The organism is Mesorhizobium shonense (genome assembly GCF_040545255.1).
In the GTDB taxonomy this organism is placed as follows: domain Bacteria; phylum Pseudomonadota; class Alphaproteobacteria; order Rhizobiales; family Rhizobiaceae; genus Mesorhizobium; species Mesorhizobium shonense.
The window spans coordinates 215,621-231,847 of record NZ_JBEPLM010000002.1 but is presented as its reverse complement, the minus strand read 5'-3'; the positions used below and the strand labels follow the sequence as shown (position 1 = coordinate 231,847).

Sequence of the window (16,227 nt, the reverse complement as noted above, 5' to 3'; positions counted from 1 at the left end):
ACGTAGGCCCCGCGCGCTGACATTACAATGACGGGCGAACTGTTTTGGCCTGATGCCGGCATTGGAACGGAAGCCATGTGTCGAAAGCAACCGGCGCTTCGGCTAAGATCGACAGGCATTCCCGAAGGAGCAACTTGAATGTCGGATGCAGCCAGCCGCGAACCGGCGCGCGATCCCCAGGATCTCGAGCGCATGCTGATCGAACGGCAATGGGCCGGCGATATCGAGGGGATGCTGGCGCTCTTCGAGCCGGACGCGGTGGTCGACAGCGGTGCCGGCGAATGGATCCGCGGCCGCGAGGCGATCCGCGAGCTTTTCGAGCAAAGCTTCGCCACGGGTCGCAAATTCCAGCGCGGCGAGCAGCGCCCCGCCCTCGTCAAGGGCGATCTGGCGCTCACCTCGACGAAACTGCCCGATGGCAGCATTACAGCTGAGGTCGCCCGCCGGCAGAGTGACGGGACATGGCTGTGGGCGATCGATCGTTATTCCGTCGCGTTTTAGCTTCCGATATGGCGTTTGCTGCCCCGCATTTGCGCCAGCTCCACCTGGCGATGGCGCTCGGCATAGCGGGCGCGGTCCTCGTCCGAGCGCGCTTCGAAGCAATGCGGGCATGAAACGCCGACCGCATATTTGGCCGACAGCCGGTCCTCGGCGGTGAGCGGATGCCGGCAGGCGCGGCAGAGCTCGGCTCCGCCTTCGGCAAGCCCATGCGACACCGACACCCGCTCGTCGAAAACGAAGCACTCACCCTGCCACAGGCTCTCGTCGGCCGGTACTTCTTCGAGATATTTCAGGATGCCGCCCTGGAGATGGAACACGTTCTTGAAGCCCAGCGACTTCACGTAAGCCGTCGCCTTCTCGCAGCGTATGCCGCCCGTGCAGAACATCGCGACCTTGCGGCCTTCGAGCTCCTCGCGGTGCTGCTCGATCCAGACCGGAAACTCGCGGAAGCTGGCGGTTTTCGGATCGACCGCACCCTTGAAGGTGCCGATCGACACCTCGTAGGCGTTGCGCGTGTCGATGACCAATGTGTCGGTATCCGAGATCAGCGCATTCCAATCGGCCGGCGCGACGTAGGTGCCGGCGCCGGTCGCAGGGTCGAGATTGTCGACGCCCATGGTGACGATCTCGCGCTTCAGCCGCACCTTCATGCGGTGGAACGGCATGTCGGCGGCGGCGCTGTATTTGACCTCGATGCCGGCAAGCCCTTCGATCGTCTGAAGGTGATCGATCAGCGCCGCAATCGCCTCCTCGCTGCCGGCGACGGTACCGTTGATACCTTCATGCGCCAGAAGCAGCGTGCCCTTAATGCCGCGCCCGCGGCAGAAGGCGGCGAGTGGCGCGCGCAAGGCCTCGTACCCGTCGAGCCGCGCGAATTTGTAGAGCGCCGCGACGCGGATTGGCTGATTTTCCTTGGCTGTTGTCATGCCCATGCCACTAGACCGTGCTGAAAGCGGTTTCAAGGCAGAGGAAATTCTGGCCGGCGCGGCGATCCACTGCGTGACATCGCGACACGCCTGCCTTCGTGGACTTGGGGTACCCCTTCTGCTAATCGGTTGAAATCGATCGGAACGGAGAGACAAGCCAATGACCAGCAAGACCGAAAAGCTCCTGTCGCTCCTCAACGGCCAGCCAGTCATTCCGGTGCTCAAGATCGCCAACGTGGCCGACGCCGTGCCGCTTGCCCGCGCGCTTTCGCGCGGCGGCCTGCCGGCGATCGAGATCACGCTGCGCACCGCCGACGCCTTGGAGGCGATCCGCCGCGTCGCGGCCGAGGTCGAGGACGCAATCGTCGGCGCCGGCACGATTCTCGATGCCAAGCAGTTCGACGAGGCGGCACGCGCCGGCTCGAAATTCATCGTCAGCCCCGGCATCACCAGCCAGCTTCTGGACGCGGCGAAGGACAGCCCCGTGCCGCTTTTGCCCGGCGCCATCACGCCCGGCGAGATCATGGTCGCGCGCGAAGCCGGCCTGCGCTTTCTGAAATTCTTCCCGGCCGAGCAGTCCGGCGGCATCGCCTCGCTGAAAGCCTTTGCCTCGCCGCTCGCCGACGTGAAATTCTGCCCGACCGGCGGCATCACCGGCAAGAACGCCGCCGATTACTTGAGCCTGGCCAACGTCATTTGCGTTGGCGGCTCCTGGGTGGCTCCGGACGATCTCATCAAGGCCGGCAAGTGGGATGAGATCGAAGCGCTCGCGCGCGAGGCCAGCAAGCTCGCCAAATAATTCACCAGGGCAGCGGACCGTTCTCATCGAAATAGCCGCCGGTCGGTCCGCCCGCATCGAGCGTTGCGAGGCGCACGACGATCTCGGCCGCCTGCTGCACCGTACGGCGACCTCTGTGCCCGTTGAGATCCGTCGCGGTGTAGCCGGGAGCGGCGGCGTTCACCATGATGCCGCGCGGCGCAAGTTCCCTGGCGAAAGCCACAGTGATGGCATTGAGCGCCGTCTTGGAGCTGCCATAGCCCATGACATTCGGTGACTGGCTCTCGCCAAGTCCAGCACCAACCGCGCGTGCGATTGACCCGAGATAGCTGCTCAGCATGACGATGCGGGCAGCGGGCGATGCCAGGAGCAACGGCAGGAACGCCTGGGTGACGCGAACCGGGCCGAAGACGTTGACGTCATAAGTGGCTTTCATGTCCGCGACGCCTTCCCGGCTCGGCGGCCGCTCATAGCGTCCGTCCGGGCCGAGCGCGTCGACATAGCCGGGGGCGACGCCGGCATTGTTGACCAGCACGTCGAGGCCGGCTGTCTGCGCCGCGACAGTCTTGGCCGCGGCCGCCACGCTCTCGTCGCTGGCGACGTCGAGCTCGAGCCACTCGACGTCGAAGCCTTCGCCGCGCAACGCTTCCGCCGCGGCCTGGCCGCGCTTGGCATCCCTGGCGCCGAGCCAGACTTTGAACCCAAGCGCCCCCAGTCGCCGCGCGGTCTCTAGGCCGATGCCCTTGTTGGCGCCGGTCACCAGCGCGTTCCTCCGTGTCGTCATATCCATGTCTCCTTTTCGGTGACCTAGAGATGACGTGAACCGGCCGGCTTCGCGCGCCGAAAGCTCTCATGCTCTTGCCTAATTCTCTCAGGTGCGCGCTTCCGCGTCTCAGGCGCGCGCTGGCGCGTCACCAGGGTGCGCGCTGGCGCGTTGCGCGGTTCGCGCGGATCGGCAATGCTGAACCGATGAACCAGGCGCTGCAGGAATTGATCGCGATCGCCAGCCGCCACGCGCATGGACGGCGGACAAGGACGGCTGTCCCTCGCGTCACCATCGGCCGCAGCGAAGTTCCAACGCCGCCGCTGCCCGAGCTTTGTCAGCCGACCGCCTTGTTTGTGCTGCAGGGCGCGAAATCGGTGCTGATCGGCGACCGCACGCTTCGCTACGGCGCCGGCAGCTGCTTCGTCTATGCGGTCGAGACACCCGGCACCAGCCAGCTGATCGAGGCGAGCGCCGCCCGCCCCTATCTGGCCATTGCTTTCGCTCTCGATATCGAGGTGATCGCAACATTGCTTATCGACCACAGGCCGGCGGCCGGCGGCGACAGTTTCGCGACCTACCCCGCCGATGACGAGCTGCTCGACGCATGGCGCCGGATGCTGCGGCTGCTCGACAGATCCGACGAGATCCCCGTGCTCGCTCCGATGCTCGAGCGGGAGATAGCGTTTCGGCTGCTGCAAGGTCCGCAAGGCGCAAAGCTGCGCCAGCTCGCGCGCGCCGACGGACGCCTGTCGCAGATCCGCCGTGCCACCCAATGGATACGGGCGCACTACAACGAGCCGATCGATGTGACGGAGCTGGCCGCGCTCGCCCATATGAGCAACGCCGCGTTTCATCGCCACTTCAAGGCAGCGACAGCCATGAGTCCGATCCAGTATCAGAAGCAGGTCCGTCTGCTGGAGGCCCGCCATCTGCTGATCGCGCAGCCGGGCAACGCCGCGCGTGTCGCCTTCACCGTCGGCTACGAAAGCGCATCCCAGTTCAGCCGGGAATATGCGCGCCAGTTCGGCTTGCCCCCCGCGCGCGACGCCGCGCGGCTGTTGGCGAGGGGCGAAGCGCCGACGCTGGAAATTGACTGAGCCGCCTCGAGCGACGTGAAAAAACCCGGCCGGCTCTGCCGACGCTGACTGGTTCCCGCTCATGGATTCGAACCACGATTCACGCCTTCAAAGGGCGCTGTCCTACCATTAGACGAAGCGGGATGGCCGGGGGGTCAAATATGCCGCCATGGACGAAAAAGCAAAAGCCGCGCTATTGCCCAACGCGGCTTTTGCGGCAGCGGCAGGCTGGCTATTTCGTCTGGAAGCGGGCGACGGAAAGGAACTTCACGGCGTTGCCGGTAAACCGGCTTGCATCCGGCGTCTGGGGGTCCGTCTGGAAGCCGGCCGTGTAGACCTCGCTCGGCGGCGTATGCACGATGTTGTAGGCATAGCGCGGCGCCGTCGTCGGGTCGGAAACGGTGGCGATGTTCTCGCCGCTGCCCAGGGCCCAGCGCGCTGCCTGCGGCGGCGTCGCCACCACCATCGCCTTCGGCCCGGGCCGCAGGTCGTTGGCGGAAGCCCTGGACTCCTTGCGCGTCGTCTTCACACCGGCGCCGATCGCCTGCGCCGGATCGGTGCCGGCCGGACGGGCGGCGATGGCCTCGCGCGGCGAAGCCGCATCGAGGCCCGACGGATCGTTGAACGCCGAGCGCGGTTGCGGCTCTGTCAACGACGCGACCTCATATTCGGCCTCGCCCGCGCCGGCAGTGGTGGTTGCGCTTGCCTGTTCAAGCACTGCCTTGATTTCGTCCTGCTTGCCCGTGTCGGGCCGCGCCGTCGGCAGCACCGAGAAGGCATCGGTGGCGCTCTTGTCCTGCGCGGCCGTTTCCGCCAGCGCCAGAAGCACGTTCTTGTCCTTGGAGGCGAGTTCGGCCGGCGTCGAGCGATCGGGGCGCCAGGTCGGCAGCGGGATGTTGTTGACCGCCACCTGCGCGGGGTCGGCTGCGGCTTGTGCCGCGCCGGCGGCATCAGCCATGCCGAACGGCACATTGACCGGCGCATGCGCCGTCGTCACCGCCTGCTCGGTCGTGGCCGAGGCATCCGCCGTGGCGAACGGCACATTCTCAGGCGTCTGCTGTCCGACGTCGGCCTTCGGCCTCGGCGCGAAAGCAGGCAGCGGAATCTCCTTCGGCGGCAGCGCGGCGATAATGGTCTCAGGCGTATCCTGCTGCGGTTGCGAATCGTCGGTGCTGTCGTCCGCGATCTGCGGAATGTTGGCGCGCTTGGCGTCCTGCGGCGCGACGATCGCGATGCCCGGCCGGTTGCTGCTCTTGGCCGCCGCCACCTGCTTCACAGCCTTTGGCTGCGGCGCGGGTTCGGCGCTCGCGACGTCGGCGCTGTCGTCGGCCTCGTCGTCGCCGCCGCCAAACCAGGCCGCAAGCAGCCCGCCGGACCGCTTGGTCGAACCGCCGGCGCTGGCCAGCTCGATATTGGGAGTGCCTGCGCCCTTGCGCGCCTTGTAGGCGGCCACCGCCTGCTCATAGCCCGGGAGCGGCCGGCCGTCGCTCGGCACATGCAGCGTCTTGCCGTTCGGGAACAGGCTGACCAGTTCCTGGCGGCTGATGCCCGGCCAGTGGCGCACATTGCCGACATCCATGTGGACGAACGGAGAACCCGAACTCGGATAGTAGCCGACGCCGCCGCCCTGCATCTTGAGTCCGATATTGCGCAGCTTCTTCAGCGGCACGCCGGGAATGTAGAAGTCCATCGCCTTGCCGAGCATGTGCTGGCTTTTCTCGGCGACGCCGCGGCTGCGGCTGCGCAGCATCGCATTGGTCGACGGCGAGCGATAGCCGCAGACCACCTGGATATAGTCTGTCGCTCCGCTTTGCCGATAGGCCTCCCACACCAGATCGAGCAGCCGCGGATCCATCTTGGTCGGCTCGTTGCGGCGCCAGTCGCGCAGGATGATGTTGATCTTGCGCAGGCCTTCCGGATCGTAGCGGCCATTGCGCTTGTAGACGATCTCGGCCTTTTCGTGCGTGTGCAGATGGTAGAGCTTCAGCGAACGGCTTTCGGCCTTCGCGCCGGAGACGGCTGCCGAGAGGAACGCGACGGCCAAAATCACAAACGTCAGCCACCTCGGCCAGACGCTCATGTGAAAATGCCGCCCGTTTGTGTGTCGTTCGACTTGGTTCAAATCAAAAGGCCTTGCAGGCTGCCGTTTGTCCCCGGATTTGCCCAAACGGATGCGTGGTTCTCACATCCGAATATCGATCCTAATGGTTAATCATCGCTTATTGAAGCCGAAATGCGGTAACACCGTGGCGATATCCCGTCAAAAATGATGCACCGCATTTCGTGGTAAATCACTGGTTTAGATCGAGAATTCGGCGCAGGCCGAAACACGATCTGTTACCGTTAGCCTTAATGCGTGATCGCCGGCGCGCAAGCCGCTGAAAAACAGCGCCTTGCGGGCCGAAAAGCGACAATTTGACTCGAATTTTAAGCTGGCAGGCTGGGTAGGGCTCGCGTCTCAGGAAGCGAGCCGGTCAAGGCGGCCCGCTTCGGGATCAATGCCATATTCCTTCAACTTGCGGTAGAGCGTGGAGCGGCCGATGCCGAGGCGGCGCGCCACTTCGCTCATCTGGCCGTTATAGTGGTCGATCGCAAGCTTGATCATCTCGAGTTCGACATCGGCCAGCGCGCGCACATTGCCACGTTCGTCCAAGGCTCTCAGCGTGCCGAAGCGGGGCTGCAGCCGCGCCGGGGCCTCGCTCTCGGGCAAAACAGCCCCTGCCCCGTTGGCAGCGGCCTGGTCGGCCGGCTGCGGCTCGGCCGCGACTCCCTCAGCGGCCAATGCCGGCTCGGCATCCAGCTTTACCGTGCCTTCGACCTGCGCTCGGATTTGCGGAAATTCCTCTTCGGTCAGCAATTCGCCTTCGGCGAGCACGGACGCCCTGAACACGGCATTTTCGAGCTGGCGGATGTTGCCGGGCCAGTCATAGGCCTGCAGCATCGCCAGCGCCTTGGCCGATATGCCGGCGAGGCGGTGGCGCGGATCGGCCGGCGCCACCTTTTCCATAAAGTGCCTGACCAGATAGGGGATATCGTCACGCCGGTCGCGCAACGGCGGCACGAAGATCGGATAGACGTTGAGCCGGTAGAACAGGTCTTCGCGGAATTTGCCGTCCTTGACCTGCTGCAACAGGTTGCGGTGCGTCGCCGAGATCAGCCGGATATCGACCTTGACGGTCGAACGGCCGCCGACCGGGTCGACCTCTCCCTCCTGCACGGCGCGCAGCAGCTTGACCTGGACGTCGAGCGGCAGGTCGCCGATTTCGTCAAGAAACAGCGTGCCCGAATGCGCCTCGACGAATTTGCCGGTGTGCTTGTCGGTGGCGCCGGTAAACGAGCCCTTCTCGTGGCCGAACAGGATCGATTCGACGAGGTTGTCGGGAATGGCGCCGCAATTGACGGTGACGAAGGGTTTCGAGCGGCGGTCGCCGCTGCCCTGGATGGCGCGCGCCACCAGCTCCTTGCCGACGCCGGACTCGCCTTCGATCAGGATCGGGATGTTGGAGGCCGCCGCCTTTTGCCCGAGGCGGATCACCCGGTCCATCGCCGGGCTGCGGGTGATCAGGTCCTTGAAGGTCAGATGGCCGCCGCGCCGCCGCGACGTGCGCTTCATCTCGTCCTCGACCGCCTCGACCTTCAGAGCATTGGAAATCGACGCCTGCAGCCGGTCGGGCGAGGCCGGCTTGACGACGAAATCGAATGCGCCGTGGCGCATGGCCGAGACAACGGTCTCGATGCCGCCCTGCGCGGTCTGCACGATGACCGGCAGGTTGATGGCGCGCTCGCGCATCGCCTTCAGCACACCGATGCCGTCGAGACCGGGCATGACGAGGTCGAGGATGACGACCGACACATCGCGGGCGTTCGGTCCGTCGAGCACATCGAGGCCTGCCTCGCCGCCATCCGTGACGATGGCGCTGTGGCCGAATTTCGTCACCGCCGCCTCGAGCAGCCTGCGCTGCACGGGATCGTCATCGACTATGAGTATGGAACCTGTCATGACTGTGTTGGCTGCCCGGCCCTAAGAAATCCCCATGGATCATCTTGGCACAGGGTTCTAAATAAGGTTTCAAAAAACCCGGTGAACGAATTCCTTAGGATTTGACCGGCTTCTTCTTTCCCATTGGTCCTGGAAGGTATTTTGATGCGCATGATGTTTGGTCGGCGGCTTGCGGCGCCAGCGTCTGGTCAGGGCGCGGCGGAGCTTGGCGATCTACCGGAATGGAATCTTGCCGATCTCTATTCCGGCATGGAAGCGCCGGAGCTGAAGCGCGACATCGCCCGGGCGGCAAGCGACGCCATTGCCTTCGAGGCCCGCTGGAAGGGCACGTTGGCCGCCGAGGCCGAGCGCGGCGGCGCCGGTCGGCTCGGCGAAGCGCTGACGGCCTATGAGGCGCTGGAGGAACTGATCGGCCGCATCGTCTCCTATGCCGGGCTGGTCTATGCCGGCAACACCGCCGATCCGCAGCGCGCCAAGCTCTATGGCGACGTCCAGGAGAAGATGACCGATGCCAGCGCGCATCTTTTGTTCTTCGCGCTCGAGCTCAACCTGATCGACGACGCGGTGATCGAAGCCGCGCTTGCGGCCGACGCGACCTTGGCCCATTACCGTCCGTGGGTGCTCGACCTCAGGAAGGACAAGCCCTACCAGCTCGAGGATCGGGTCGAGCAGTTGTTCCATGAAAAGTCGGTCACCGGACGCGGCGCCTGGAACCGCCTGTTCGACGAGACGATGACCGACCTGCGCTTCGATGTCGACGGCGAGGAGCTGACTCTGGAGCCGGCGCTGAACCGGTTGCAGGACTCGGACGGCGAAGTGCGCCGCCGCGCCTCCGAGGCGCTCGCCGCGACCTTTCGCAAGAACCTGCGGACCTTCACCCTCATCACCAACACGCTCGCCAAGGACAAGGAGATTTCCGACCGGTGGCGCGGCTTCGAGGACATCGCCGATTCACGCCATCTCGCCAACCGCGTCGAACGCGGCGTGGTCGACGCGCTGGCGGCCGCCGTGCGCGAGGCCTATCCGCGCCTGTCGCATCGCTACTATGCGATGAAGGCGCGCTGGCTCGGCATGGAGGTGATGAACCACTGGGACCGCAACGCGCCGCTGCCCGAGACCCCGCAGGCGGTGATCCGCTGGGACGACGCCAGGGACACGGTGTTGTCGGCCTACCAGCGCTTTTCGCCCGACATGGCGGAAATCGCGCGGGCCTTCTTCGACCGCAGCTGGATCGATGCGCCGGTGCGGCCCGGCAAATCGCCTGGCGCCTTCGCCCATCCGACCGTGCCGTCGGCGCACCCTTACGTGCTGCTCAACTACATGGGCAAGCCGCGCGATGTGATGACGCTGGCGCACGAGCTCGGCCATGGCGTGCACCAGGTGCTGGCGGCCGGCCAGGGCGCGCTGATGGCCTCGACGCCGTTGACGCTGGCCGAGACGGCTTCCGTCTTCGGCGAGATGCTGACCTTCCGCTCGCTGCTCGACCAGACCGCCGACAAGCGCGAGCGCAAGGCGATGCTCGCCCAGAAGGTCGAGGACATGATCAACACCGTCGTTCGCCAGATCGCCTTCTACGAGTTCGAGCGCAAGGTGCATGCCGAGCGCCGCAACGGCGAGCTCACCTCCGACAGGCTCGGCCAGTTCTGGCTGGAGGTGCAGGCGGAGAGCCTGGGACCGGCGATCAAGCTGCGCGATGGCTATGAGGTCTTCTGGACCTACATCCCGCATTTCATCCACTCGCCCTTCTACGTCTACGCGTATGCCTTCGGCGACTGCCTGGTGAACTCCCTCTATGCCGTCTATCAGAACGCCGAGCGCGGCTTTCAGGAGAAGTATTTCGAGATGCTGCGCGCCGGCGGCACCAAGCATCACTCGGAGCTTCTGGCGCCCTTCGGCCTCGACGCCACCGACCCTGCCTTCTGGCAGATCGGCCTTGGCGTGATCGGCGCCCTGATCGACGAGCTGGAGGCGCTCGACAAATGACGGGCGTTTCGCGCGGCGGCATGGGTCGGAACAATTTAGCCGAAACGCATATTCGCGGCGCTCTATTCTTGCCCTAAATACCTGTTCTTCAATAACTCTGCGCCGCATTTTTCAATTAGCTTTCCGCAGGCCATATGATAGCGTCCCGCCCCAAGCTCAGCCGGACGCATCGCCAAGGCCAGAGACGGCCTTGGCGGCGCTTCGGCGGATGCGATGACGGCCGTCGGCCATAGCCGGAGGAGAGCCAAGCGCCGACTGCTCGATTGAAGCGGCTGTTCCGCCGACTGCGGAACGATTGACGATCCCTGCGGCAAGCCCGCCACTCCGGGCAGCGGCAGCTCGATCGGACTGGAGAGGGAAATGAGCACTTTCTTCTACATGCTCCTGGCGTTCGTTGTGGGTGTTTTGGCCGGCTGGTTCATCTGGGGCCGCCTGCGCGGCGAGCTCGACAGCCTGCGCGGCGATCTCGACCGCACGAAGAGCGAGCGCGACAGGTTGCGCGCCGATACCAATCGCCTGAGCGGCGAGCTCGACGCATGTGGCCGCGCCCGCGCCGACCTCGAGAACCGGCTGCGCGAAGCGCCTTCCGCACCCGCCAAGGCCGGTGCCGACAAGGCCGCCGCACCTGCGCCGGCGGCGCTGATGTCGACGCCGGCCGCGGCGAAATCGTCTGCGGCAAAACCCGCTTCGACCAAAACCGCCGCGACCAAGCCGGCAGCAGCCAAGACGAGCGCCGCACCGAAACCGGCGGGTAAATCGGCTGTGCCAAAGAAGGCCGCCACGGCTCCGAAGAAAGCCGCCGCTCCCAAGGCGGCTGCCGGCAAGGCCGACAATCTGCGCCGCCTGATCGGCATCGGTCCGGTCAACGAGAAGCTGCTCAAGGGTCAGGGCGTCACGACTTACGCCCAGATCGCTGCCTGGACCGATGCCGACGTCAAGCGGATCGAAGACGTGCTCAATTTCGACGGTCGCATCGCGCGCGAGAAATGGATCGAGCAGGCGAAATTGCTGGCCTCGGGCAACGAGGCCGAATTCGCCCGCCAGTTCCCGACGGCTGGAACCTCAAGCAACACCTGATCCCATTCAGCCTTCGGGCACATGACAGGCGGCGGCGCTCGTCATGGGCACCGCCGCTTTCCTTTTGTTCCAGCCGCCTTTGCGTCCATGGACGCCGCTCTCTCGATTGCGCGCCGACAGCCCCCCATATAGAGCGATCGACGGCGCCATTGACCGCATCCGAAAGCTTATGTCCCTGCCTTCCGCAATCTTCCGCAACGACGAGACCGGCCGCCAGCTCGTCTTCGACAGGCCGCTTGAGATCATCACGGCGCTGAGCGCCGACGAGTTCACGCCGGCGCTCGAGGCGGCACAGGCGGCCTCCGACGCCGGCAAATGGCTGGCAGGCCATTTCTCCTATGAGGCCGGCTATCTGCTCGAGCCGAAGCTGGTGCCATTGCTGCCCGAGGGCCGCCGCGCGCCACTGATCTGTCTCGGCGTCTTCGACGCGCCGCTCGAGCAGGCGGTGCCGCAGAACCCGGGCCCCGTCAGCAACGGCCCGATCTTCGACGCCAGGGCAACCTGGTCCGCCGAGGACTATGCCGTCCGCTTCGCGCGCCTGCACGACCACATCCGCAAGGGCGACTGCTACCAGGGCAACCTGACCTTTCCGGTCCATGCGCAATGGTCCGGCGATCCGCTCGCCGCCTTCGACGCGCTGACCGAACGCCAGCCGGTGAAGTACGGCGCGCTGATCTCGCTTGGCGATCCGATCGTGTTGTCGCGCTCGCCGGAACTGTTCTTCGAGATCGACGCCGAAGGCATGATCGAAACCCATCCGATGAAGGGCACGGCGCCGCGCGGCGCGACCAGGGCTGAGGATGCGCGGCTGAAGGCATTTCTGCGCAACGACGAGAAGAACCAGGCCGAGAACCGCATGATCGTTGACCTGCTGCGCAACGACATCTCGCTGATCAGCGAGGTCGGCACGCTGGAGGTGCCGGAACTGTTCCGCATCGAGACCTATCCGACGGTGCACCAGATGGTGAGCCGGGTGCGGGCGAAGCTCTTGCCGGATATCGGCATCCGCCAGGTCTTCGCCGCGCTCTTTCCCTGCGGCTCGATCACCGGCGCGCCAAAGATCCGCGCCATGGAGATCCTGCACGATCTGGAAGGCGTGCCGCGCGACGTCTATTGCGGCGCCATCGGCTGGATTGCGCCCGGCGGCAGGATGCGCTTTTCGGTGGCGATCCGCACCATCTCGCTCTTTGCCGATGGCGAGGCCGTCTACAATGTCGGCGGCGGCGTCGTCTTCGATTCGACAGCCGATGAGGAGTACCGGGAGTGTCTTCTGAAAGCGCGCTTCGCGACGGGAACCGTGCCGATTTCGAGCTGATCGAGACCATGCGCTGGGAGCCTGGCTCGGGCTTCCTGCGCTTCGACCGCCATCTTGCGCGGCTTTACGCCTCGGCGGCGGAGCTCGGCTTTGCCTGCGACCCGCAACGGGTCGGCGAGGTGCTGACGGGCGCGGTCGGCGGGCAGCGGATCGTGCTGCGAACCCGCCTCGCCCTGCGGCGCAACGGCGAAGCAGCGGCGTCCGCGCAGCCTTACGAACCGCTTCCCGCCGGCAAGGCGTGGCGGCTGCAGTTGGCGCGAGTCCGGCTCGATTCCGGCGACACGCTGCTGCGCCACAAGACCAGCCGCCGCGAAACCTACCAGCGGGCGCGCGCCGAATATCTCGCCACCCGCGCCGACGAGGTGCTGCTTGCCAATGAGCGCGGCGAACTCTGCGAAGGCACCATCACCAATCTCTTCGCCGACTTTGGCGACGGCGTGCTCGCGACGCCGAGACTTGATTGCGGCCTCTTGCCTGGAGTATTGCGCGGCGAGCTTCTGGACGAAGGCCGCGCCGTGGAAGCGATCTACACCTTCGACGATCTAAAATCCGCGAAGGCGATCTTCGTCGGCAATTCGCTGCGCGGGCTTATCCCGGCGCAATTGGAATGACACGGGAGCCGCCGGAGATTTTCTGTTTGATAAAAGCATGACCATTCGCCAGCCGACCCACACGCCTTACGACGGATCCTTCAAGCTCTTCACCATTGGCCTGAAGCCGCTCGAGCTCGATCGCTGGATCGAGGTCGACGAATTCCTCTTGCCGCATCTCGCCGAGAAGCAGCGGCTTTACGCGGAGATCGCGGAAAAGGTCTTTGTCGAGGAATACGATACGCGCGACGCGCAGCGCGAAGTGCTCGACCTCCTCGCCGCCTATCTCCCCGCAAAACATCCTGAGAGCCATCGCGGCGATGGCTCAGCTATCGAGGTGGTCGGCCTCAACGGAGCGACCCGCGAACTCTCTCCCGAATTGCGCGAAGCACCGCTTGTCCGGGCATCGCTGCTGGTCCAGGAGGATTTGATCCTGATGCGCCGGGACGACAGCGGCTGGCGGCTCGCCGCCGGATCGCTGTGCTTTCCGTCATCCTGGCCGCTTCGGGAAAAATTCGGCAAGCCGCTGCAGCAAATCCATGCGCCGGTGCCCGGCTTCGGCCCCGGCACGCGGCCGGCCGAAGTCATCAACCGCATGTTCGACGGCCTGCAGGGTCAGGCGGTCGAACGCTTCAACTGGTCGATCCAGGCGGGCGACGCGCTCTATCACCCGCTTTCCAACATCCAGCGCGTCGACCGCGCCACCAACCGCCCGACACGCTTTCCGGACGGCGATATCAACGCGCACGCCTTTATCCGTGTCGAGCGCCAGACGCTGCGCAAACTGCCGGTCTCGCGCGACATTCTCTTCACCATCCGCATCCATCTCGACCCGCTGGCCGTGCTCGCGCGCCACCCCGACAAGGCGGCGCTCGCGGCTTCTTTCGCCGAGCAGCTCAACGCCCTCGACCAGGCGCAGCTCGACTACAAGGGCCTGACCGCCGACCGCGACCGGCTGGTTGCCTTCCTCGCCGGCATGGTCGAGGCAGCTTAACCACGTGGCCGTCCCGGCTTAGCCGGCGGTTGGCGCTTTTCGCTGGTTTATGACAATGATCTGTGGTTGTAGCGCTTGGCCATCCGGCGGGAACGCCGGGTTTTTGCATGTGTTTGAAGGAGTGTCCGAAAAAATGGCGAATGAAAACTGGCCCGTTTACGGTGAAATCACCGGCCCTGTCGTGATGATCGGCTTTGGCTCGATCGGACGGGGAACGCTGCCGCTGATCGAACGCCATTTCAAGTTCGACAAGTCGCGCATGACGGTCATCGACCCGCGCGACGCCGACCGCAAGCTGCTCGACGAGCGCGGCATCACCTTCATGCAGGATGCGGTGACCAAGAAGAACTACAAGAAGCTTCTGACCCCGCTTCTGACCAATGGCGCCGGCCAGGGCGTTTGCGTCAACCTGTCGGTCGACACCTCCTCGCTCGAATTGATGAAGCTCTGCCGCAAGCTCGGCGTGCTCTACATCGACACCGTCGTCGAGCCGTGGCTCGGCTTCTATTTCGACGAAAAGGCCGACAATGCCTCGCGCACCAACTATGCGCTGCGCGAGAGCGTCCGCCAGGAGAAGGAGAAGAACCCGGGCGGCACCACCGCGATCTCCTGCTGCGGCGCCAATCCCGGCATGGTCTCCTGGCTCGTCAAGCAGGCGCTGGTCAACCTCGCCACCGATCTCGGGCTCGAGTTTGCCGTGCCGGCGGAGCACGACCGCGAGGGTTGGGCGAAGCTGATGAAGAAGGCCGGCGTCAAGGGTATCCACATCGCCGAGCGCGATACCCAGCGCACGAAGAAACCGAAGCCGATGGACGTGTTCTGGAACACCTGGTCGGTCGAGGGCTTCATCTCGGAGGGCCTGCAGCCGGCCGAGCTCGGCTGGGGCACGCATGAGACCTGGATGCCGAAAAACGGCAAGAAGCACAAGAATGGCTCGCAGGCAGCGATCTATCTGGAGCAGCCTGGCGCCAACACGCGCGTGCGCAGCTGGTGCCCGACGCCCGGTGAGCAATATGGCTTCCTGGTGACGCACAACGAGGCGATCTCGATCGCCGACTTCTTCACCGTGCGCGGCAAGAAGGGCAAGGTGCAGTATCGCCCGACCTGCCACTATGCCTACCATCCCTGCAACGACGCCGTGCTGTCGCTGCATGAGATGTTCGGCGCCGCCGGCAAGGCGCAGCCCGTCCATCATGTGCTCGACGAGAACGAGCTGGTCGACGGGGTCGACGAGCTCGGCGTGCTGCTCTACGGCCACGACAAGAACGCCTACTGGTACGGCTCGCAGCTGTCGCTGGCCGAGGCGCGCAAGCTCGCGCCTTACCAGAACGCCACCGGCCTGCAGGTGACTTCGGCGGTGCTCGCCGGCATGGTCTGGGCGCTCGAGAATCCGGCTGCCGGCATCGTCGAGTCCGACGAGATGGACTACAAGCGCTGCCTGGAAGTGCAGTTGCCCTATCTCGGGCCGGTCAGGGGCTATTACACCGACTGGACGCCGCTCGATCACCGCCCCGGCCTTTTCCCCGAGGATATGGACAAGGACGACCCGTGGCAGTTCCGCAACATCCTCGTGCGATAGCAGCCGCGTCTACCGCCGTCTCCACCTTGCAATCGCCCGGAAATCGGGCGATTGAAATGAAGCGGCCTAGAGCGGCATGCGTCCAGTCGGACGCATCAAGTACGCTCTAGCACTTGAATGGACGCATCGTGCTTTCCGAAAATCGGATCGATTTTCGGGCCGGTGCGAGAGGAGAGGACTTTCATATGACCATTGCGCGCAAATTGCTTTCGGCAGGCGCCGCGGCAAGCCTTCTGGCCGCTGCCGCCTGCACCACCACCGGCCCCTCCGAACCGATCGCGGCCGCGCCCAAGGGCGTCGAGGGCAACTGGATCGACGCCAAGGGCACCGGACTGTCGACCTTCGCCGCCGGCAGCTTCACCACCGTCGCGACCGACACCGGCCAGAAGCTGTCCGAGGGCAGCTACACCCTGACCGGCCCGACCTCGGTCGAGATTCACGGCACCTCGCTGATCCGCCAGACGCCGGTCAGCTTCAACTGCCTGATGGTCTCGACCAGCCAGCTCAACTGCACCAGCGCCAGCGGCCAGAACTTCGTGCTGACGCGCCGGGCTTAAGGTCTACGAAATATCGAAATGATGCGGGACGGCGGCGCGAGCTGCCGTCCTTTTTTGTGCTGGCAAACCTCTTCCCGATTTCCGC

The 16,227-nt window shown here is 65.0% G+C and carries 14 protein-coding genes and 1 tRNA gene; 10 read left to right on the top strand and 5 right to left on the bottom strand.

Annotation, left to right across the window (positions count from 1 at the left end; translation table 11 throughout):
• Positions 1-138: 138 nt before the first annotated feature.
• Positions 139-501, top strand: coding sequence for a YybH family protein (locus tag ABID26_RS06520; protein ID WP_354414570.1), 363 nt, complete (start codon positions 139-141; stop codon positions 499-501).
• Here ABID26_RS06520 and trhO read toward each other — a convergent pair.
• Positions 498-1,427, bottom strand: a complete 930-nt coding sequence (gene trhO, locus ABID26_RS06515) for an oxygen-dependent tRNA uridine(34) hydroxylase TrhO (protein ID WP_354415033.1) — start codon at positions 1,425-1,427, stop codon at positions 498-500. The genes ABID26_RS06520 and trhO overlap by 4 nt on opposite strands.
• A gap of 160 nt (positions 1,428-1,587) precedes the next feature.
• Here trhO and ABID26_RS06510 point away from each other — a divergent pair, with 160 nt between their 5' ends.
• The gene (locus ABID26_RS06510) at positions 1,588-2,226 is read left to right on the top strand and encodes a 2-dehydro-3-deoxy-phosphogluconate aldolase (protein ID WP_354414568.1); all 639 of its coding nucleotides are present in this window, start codon (positions 1,588-1,590) and stop codon (positions 2,224-2,226) included.
• A 1-nt stretch (position 2,227) separates the two neighbouring features.
• On the opposite strand, the gene ABID26_RS06505 is transcribed toward ABID26_RS06510, so the two are convergent.
• The gene (locus tag ABID26_RS06505) at positions 2,228-2,989 is read right to left on the bottom strand and encodes an SDR family oxidoreductase (protein WP_354414566.1); all 762 of its coding nucleotides are present in this window, start codon (positions 2,987-2,989) and stop codon (positions 2,228-2,230) included.
• Positions 2,990-3,174: 185 nt separating this feature from the next.
• On the opposite strand from ABID26_RS06505, the gene ABID26_RS06500 reads away from it, so the two are divergent.
• Positions 3,175-4,068, top strand: coding sequence for an AraC family transcriptional regulator (locus ABID26_RS06500; protein WP_354414564.1), 894 nt, complete (start codon positions 3,175-3,177; stop codon positions 4,066-4,068).
• A gap of 49 nt (positions 4,069-4,117) precedes the next feature.
• On the opposite strand, the gene ABID26_RS06495 is transcribed toward ABID26_RS06500, so the two are convergent.
• From ABID26_RS06495 to ABID26_RS06485, 3 genes are all read right to left on the bottom strand, one after another.
• Positions 4,118-4,191 (bottom strand) — tRNA-Gln (locus tag ABID26_RS06495).
• 88 nt (positions 4,192-4,279) lie between these two features.
• The gene (locus ABID26_RS06490) at positions 4,280-6,127 is read right to left on the bottom strand and encodes a DUF882 domain-containing protein (RefSeq protein ID WP_292342732.1); all 1,848 of its coding nucleotides are present in this window, start codon (positions 6,125-6,127) and stop codon (positions 4,280-4,282) included.
• A 378-nt stretch (positions 6,128-6,505) separates the two neighbouring features.
• Complete coding sequence (locus ABID26_RS06485; RefSeq protein WP_292342733.1) at positions 6,506-8,047, bottom strand: sigma-54-dependent transcriptional regulator; 1,542 nt, start codon at positions 8,045-8,047, stop codon at positions 6,506-6,508.
• Positions 8,048-8,191: 144 nt separating this feature from the next.
• Between ABID26_RS06485 and ABID26_RS06480 the strand changes: the two genes are divergently transcribed.
• The 7 genes from ABID26_RS06480 to ABID26_RS06450 all read left to right on the top strand — a co-directional run bounded on the left by ABID26_RS06480 (position 8,192) and on the right by ABID26_RS06450 (position 16,142).
• A complete protein-coding gene (locus ABID26_RS06480; RefSeq protein ID WP_292342734.1) occupies positions 8,192-10,030 on the top strand; it encodes a M3 family oligoendopeptidase in 1,839 nt (612 codons plus the stop codon).
• A 360-nt stretch (positions 10,031-10,390) separates the two neighbouring features.
• Complete coding sequence (locus tag ABID26_RS06475; RefSeq protein ID WP_126098054.1) at positions 10,391-11,107, top strand: proton-conducting membrane transporter; 717 nt, start codon at positions 10,391-10,393, stop codon at positions 11,105-11,107.
• 169 nt (positions 11,108-11,276) lie between these two features.
• Positions 11,277-12,422, top strand: coding sequence for an aminodeoxychorismate synthase component I (locus ABID26_RS06470; protein WP_292300659.1), 1,146 nt, complete (start codon positions 11,277-11,279; stop codon positions 12,420-12,422).
• Positions 12,371-13,033, top strand: coding sequence for an aminotransferase class IV family protein (locus tag ABID26_RS06465; protein WP_126098052.1), 663 nt, complete (start codon positions 12,371-12,373; stop codon positions 13,031-13,033). The genes ABID26_RS06470 and ABID26_RS06465 overlap by 52 nt, the downstream gene beginning before the upstream one ends.
• Before the next feature lie 37 nt (positions 13,034-13,070).
• Complete coding sequence (locus ABID26_RS06460; RefSeq protein ID WP_292342735.1) at positions 13,071-14,006, top strand: heme-dependent oxidative N-demethylase family protein; 936 nt, start codon at positions 13,071-13,073, stop codon at positions 14,004-14,006.
• Positions 14,007-14,139: 133 nt separating this feature from the next.
• Complete coding sequence (locus tag ABID26_RS06455; protein ID WP_292300655.1) at positions 14,140-15,585, top strand: homospermidine synthase; 1,446 nt, start codon at positions 14,140-14,142, stop codon at positions 15,583-15,585.
• Positions 15,586-15,770: 185 nt separating this feature from the next.
• Positions 15,771-16,142, top strand: a complete 372-nt coding sequence (locus ABID26_RS06450) for a hypothetical protein (RefSeq protein WP_126087794.1) — start codon at positions 15,771-15,773, stop codon at positions 16,140-16,142.
• Positions 16,143-16,227 lie beyond the last annotated feature (85 nt).

Coding starts and splice junctions, on each gene's coding strand:
- ABID26_RS06520 (WP_354414570.1), top strand. CDS start 139: ATGTCGGATGCAGCCAGCCGCGAACCGGCGCGCGATCCCCAGGATCTC.
- trhO (WP_354415033.1), bottom strand. CDS start 1,427: ATGACAACAGCCAAGGAAAATCAGCCAATCCGCGTCGCGGCGCTCTAC.
- ABID26_RS06510 (WP_354414568.1), top strand. CDS start 1,588: ATGACCAGCAAGACCGAAAAGCTCCTGTCGCTCCTCAACGGCCAGCCA.
- ABID26_RS06505 (WP_354414566.1), bottom strand. CDS start 2,989: ATGACGACACGGAGGAACGCGCTGGTGACCGGCGCCAACAAGGGCATC.
- ABID26_RS06500 (WP_354414564.1), top strand. CDS start 3,175: ATGAACCAGGCGCTGCAGGAATTGATCGCGATCGCCAGCCGCCACGCG.
- ABID26_RS06490 (WP_292342732.1), bottom strand. CDS start 6,127: ATGAGCGTCTGGCCGAGGTGGCTGACGTTTGTGATTTTGGCCGTCGCG.
- ABID26_RS06485 (WP_292342733.1), bottom strand. CDS start 8,047: ATGACAGGTTCCATACTCATAGTCGATGACGATCCCGTGCAGCGCAGG.
- ABID26_RS06480 (WP_292342734.1), top strand. CDS start 8,192: ATGCGCATGATGTTTGGTCGGCGGCTTGCGGCGCCAGCGTCTGGTCAG.
- ABID26_RS06475 (WP_126098054.1), top strand. CDS start 10,391: ATGAGCACTTTCTTCTACATGCTCCTGGCGTTCGTTGTGGGTGTTTTG.
- ABID26_RS06470 (WP_292300659.1), top strand. CDS start 11,277: ATGTCCCTGCCTTCCGCAATCTTCCGCAACGACGAGACCGGCCGCCAG.
- ABID26_RS06460 (WP_292342735.1), top strand. CDS start 13,071: ATGACCATTCGCCAGCCGACCCACACGCCTTACGACGGATCCTTCAAG.
- ABID26_RS06455 (WP_292300655.1), top strand. CDS start 14,140: ATGGCGAATGAAAACTGGCCCGTTTACGGTGAAATCACCGGCCCTGTC.
- ABID26_RS06450 (WP_126087794.1), top strand. CDS start 15,771: ATGACCATTGCGCGCAAATTGCTTTCGGCAGGCGCCGCGGCAAGCCTT.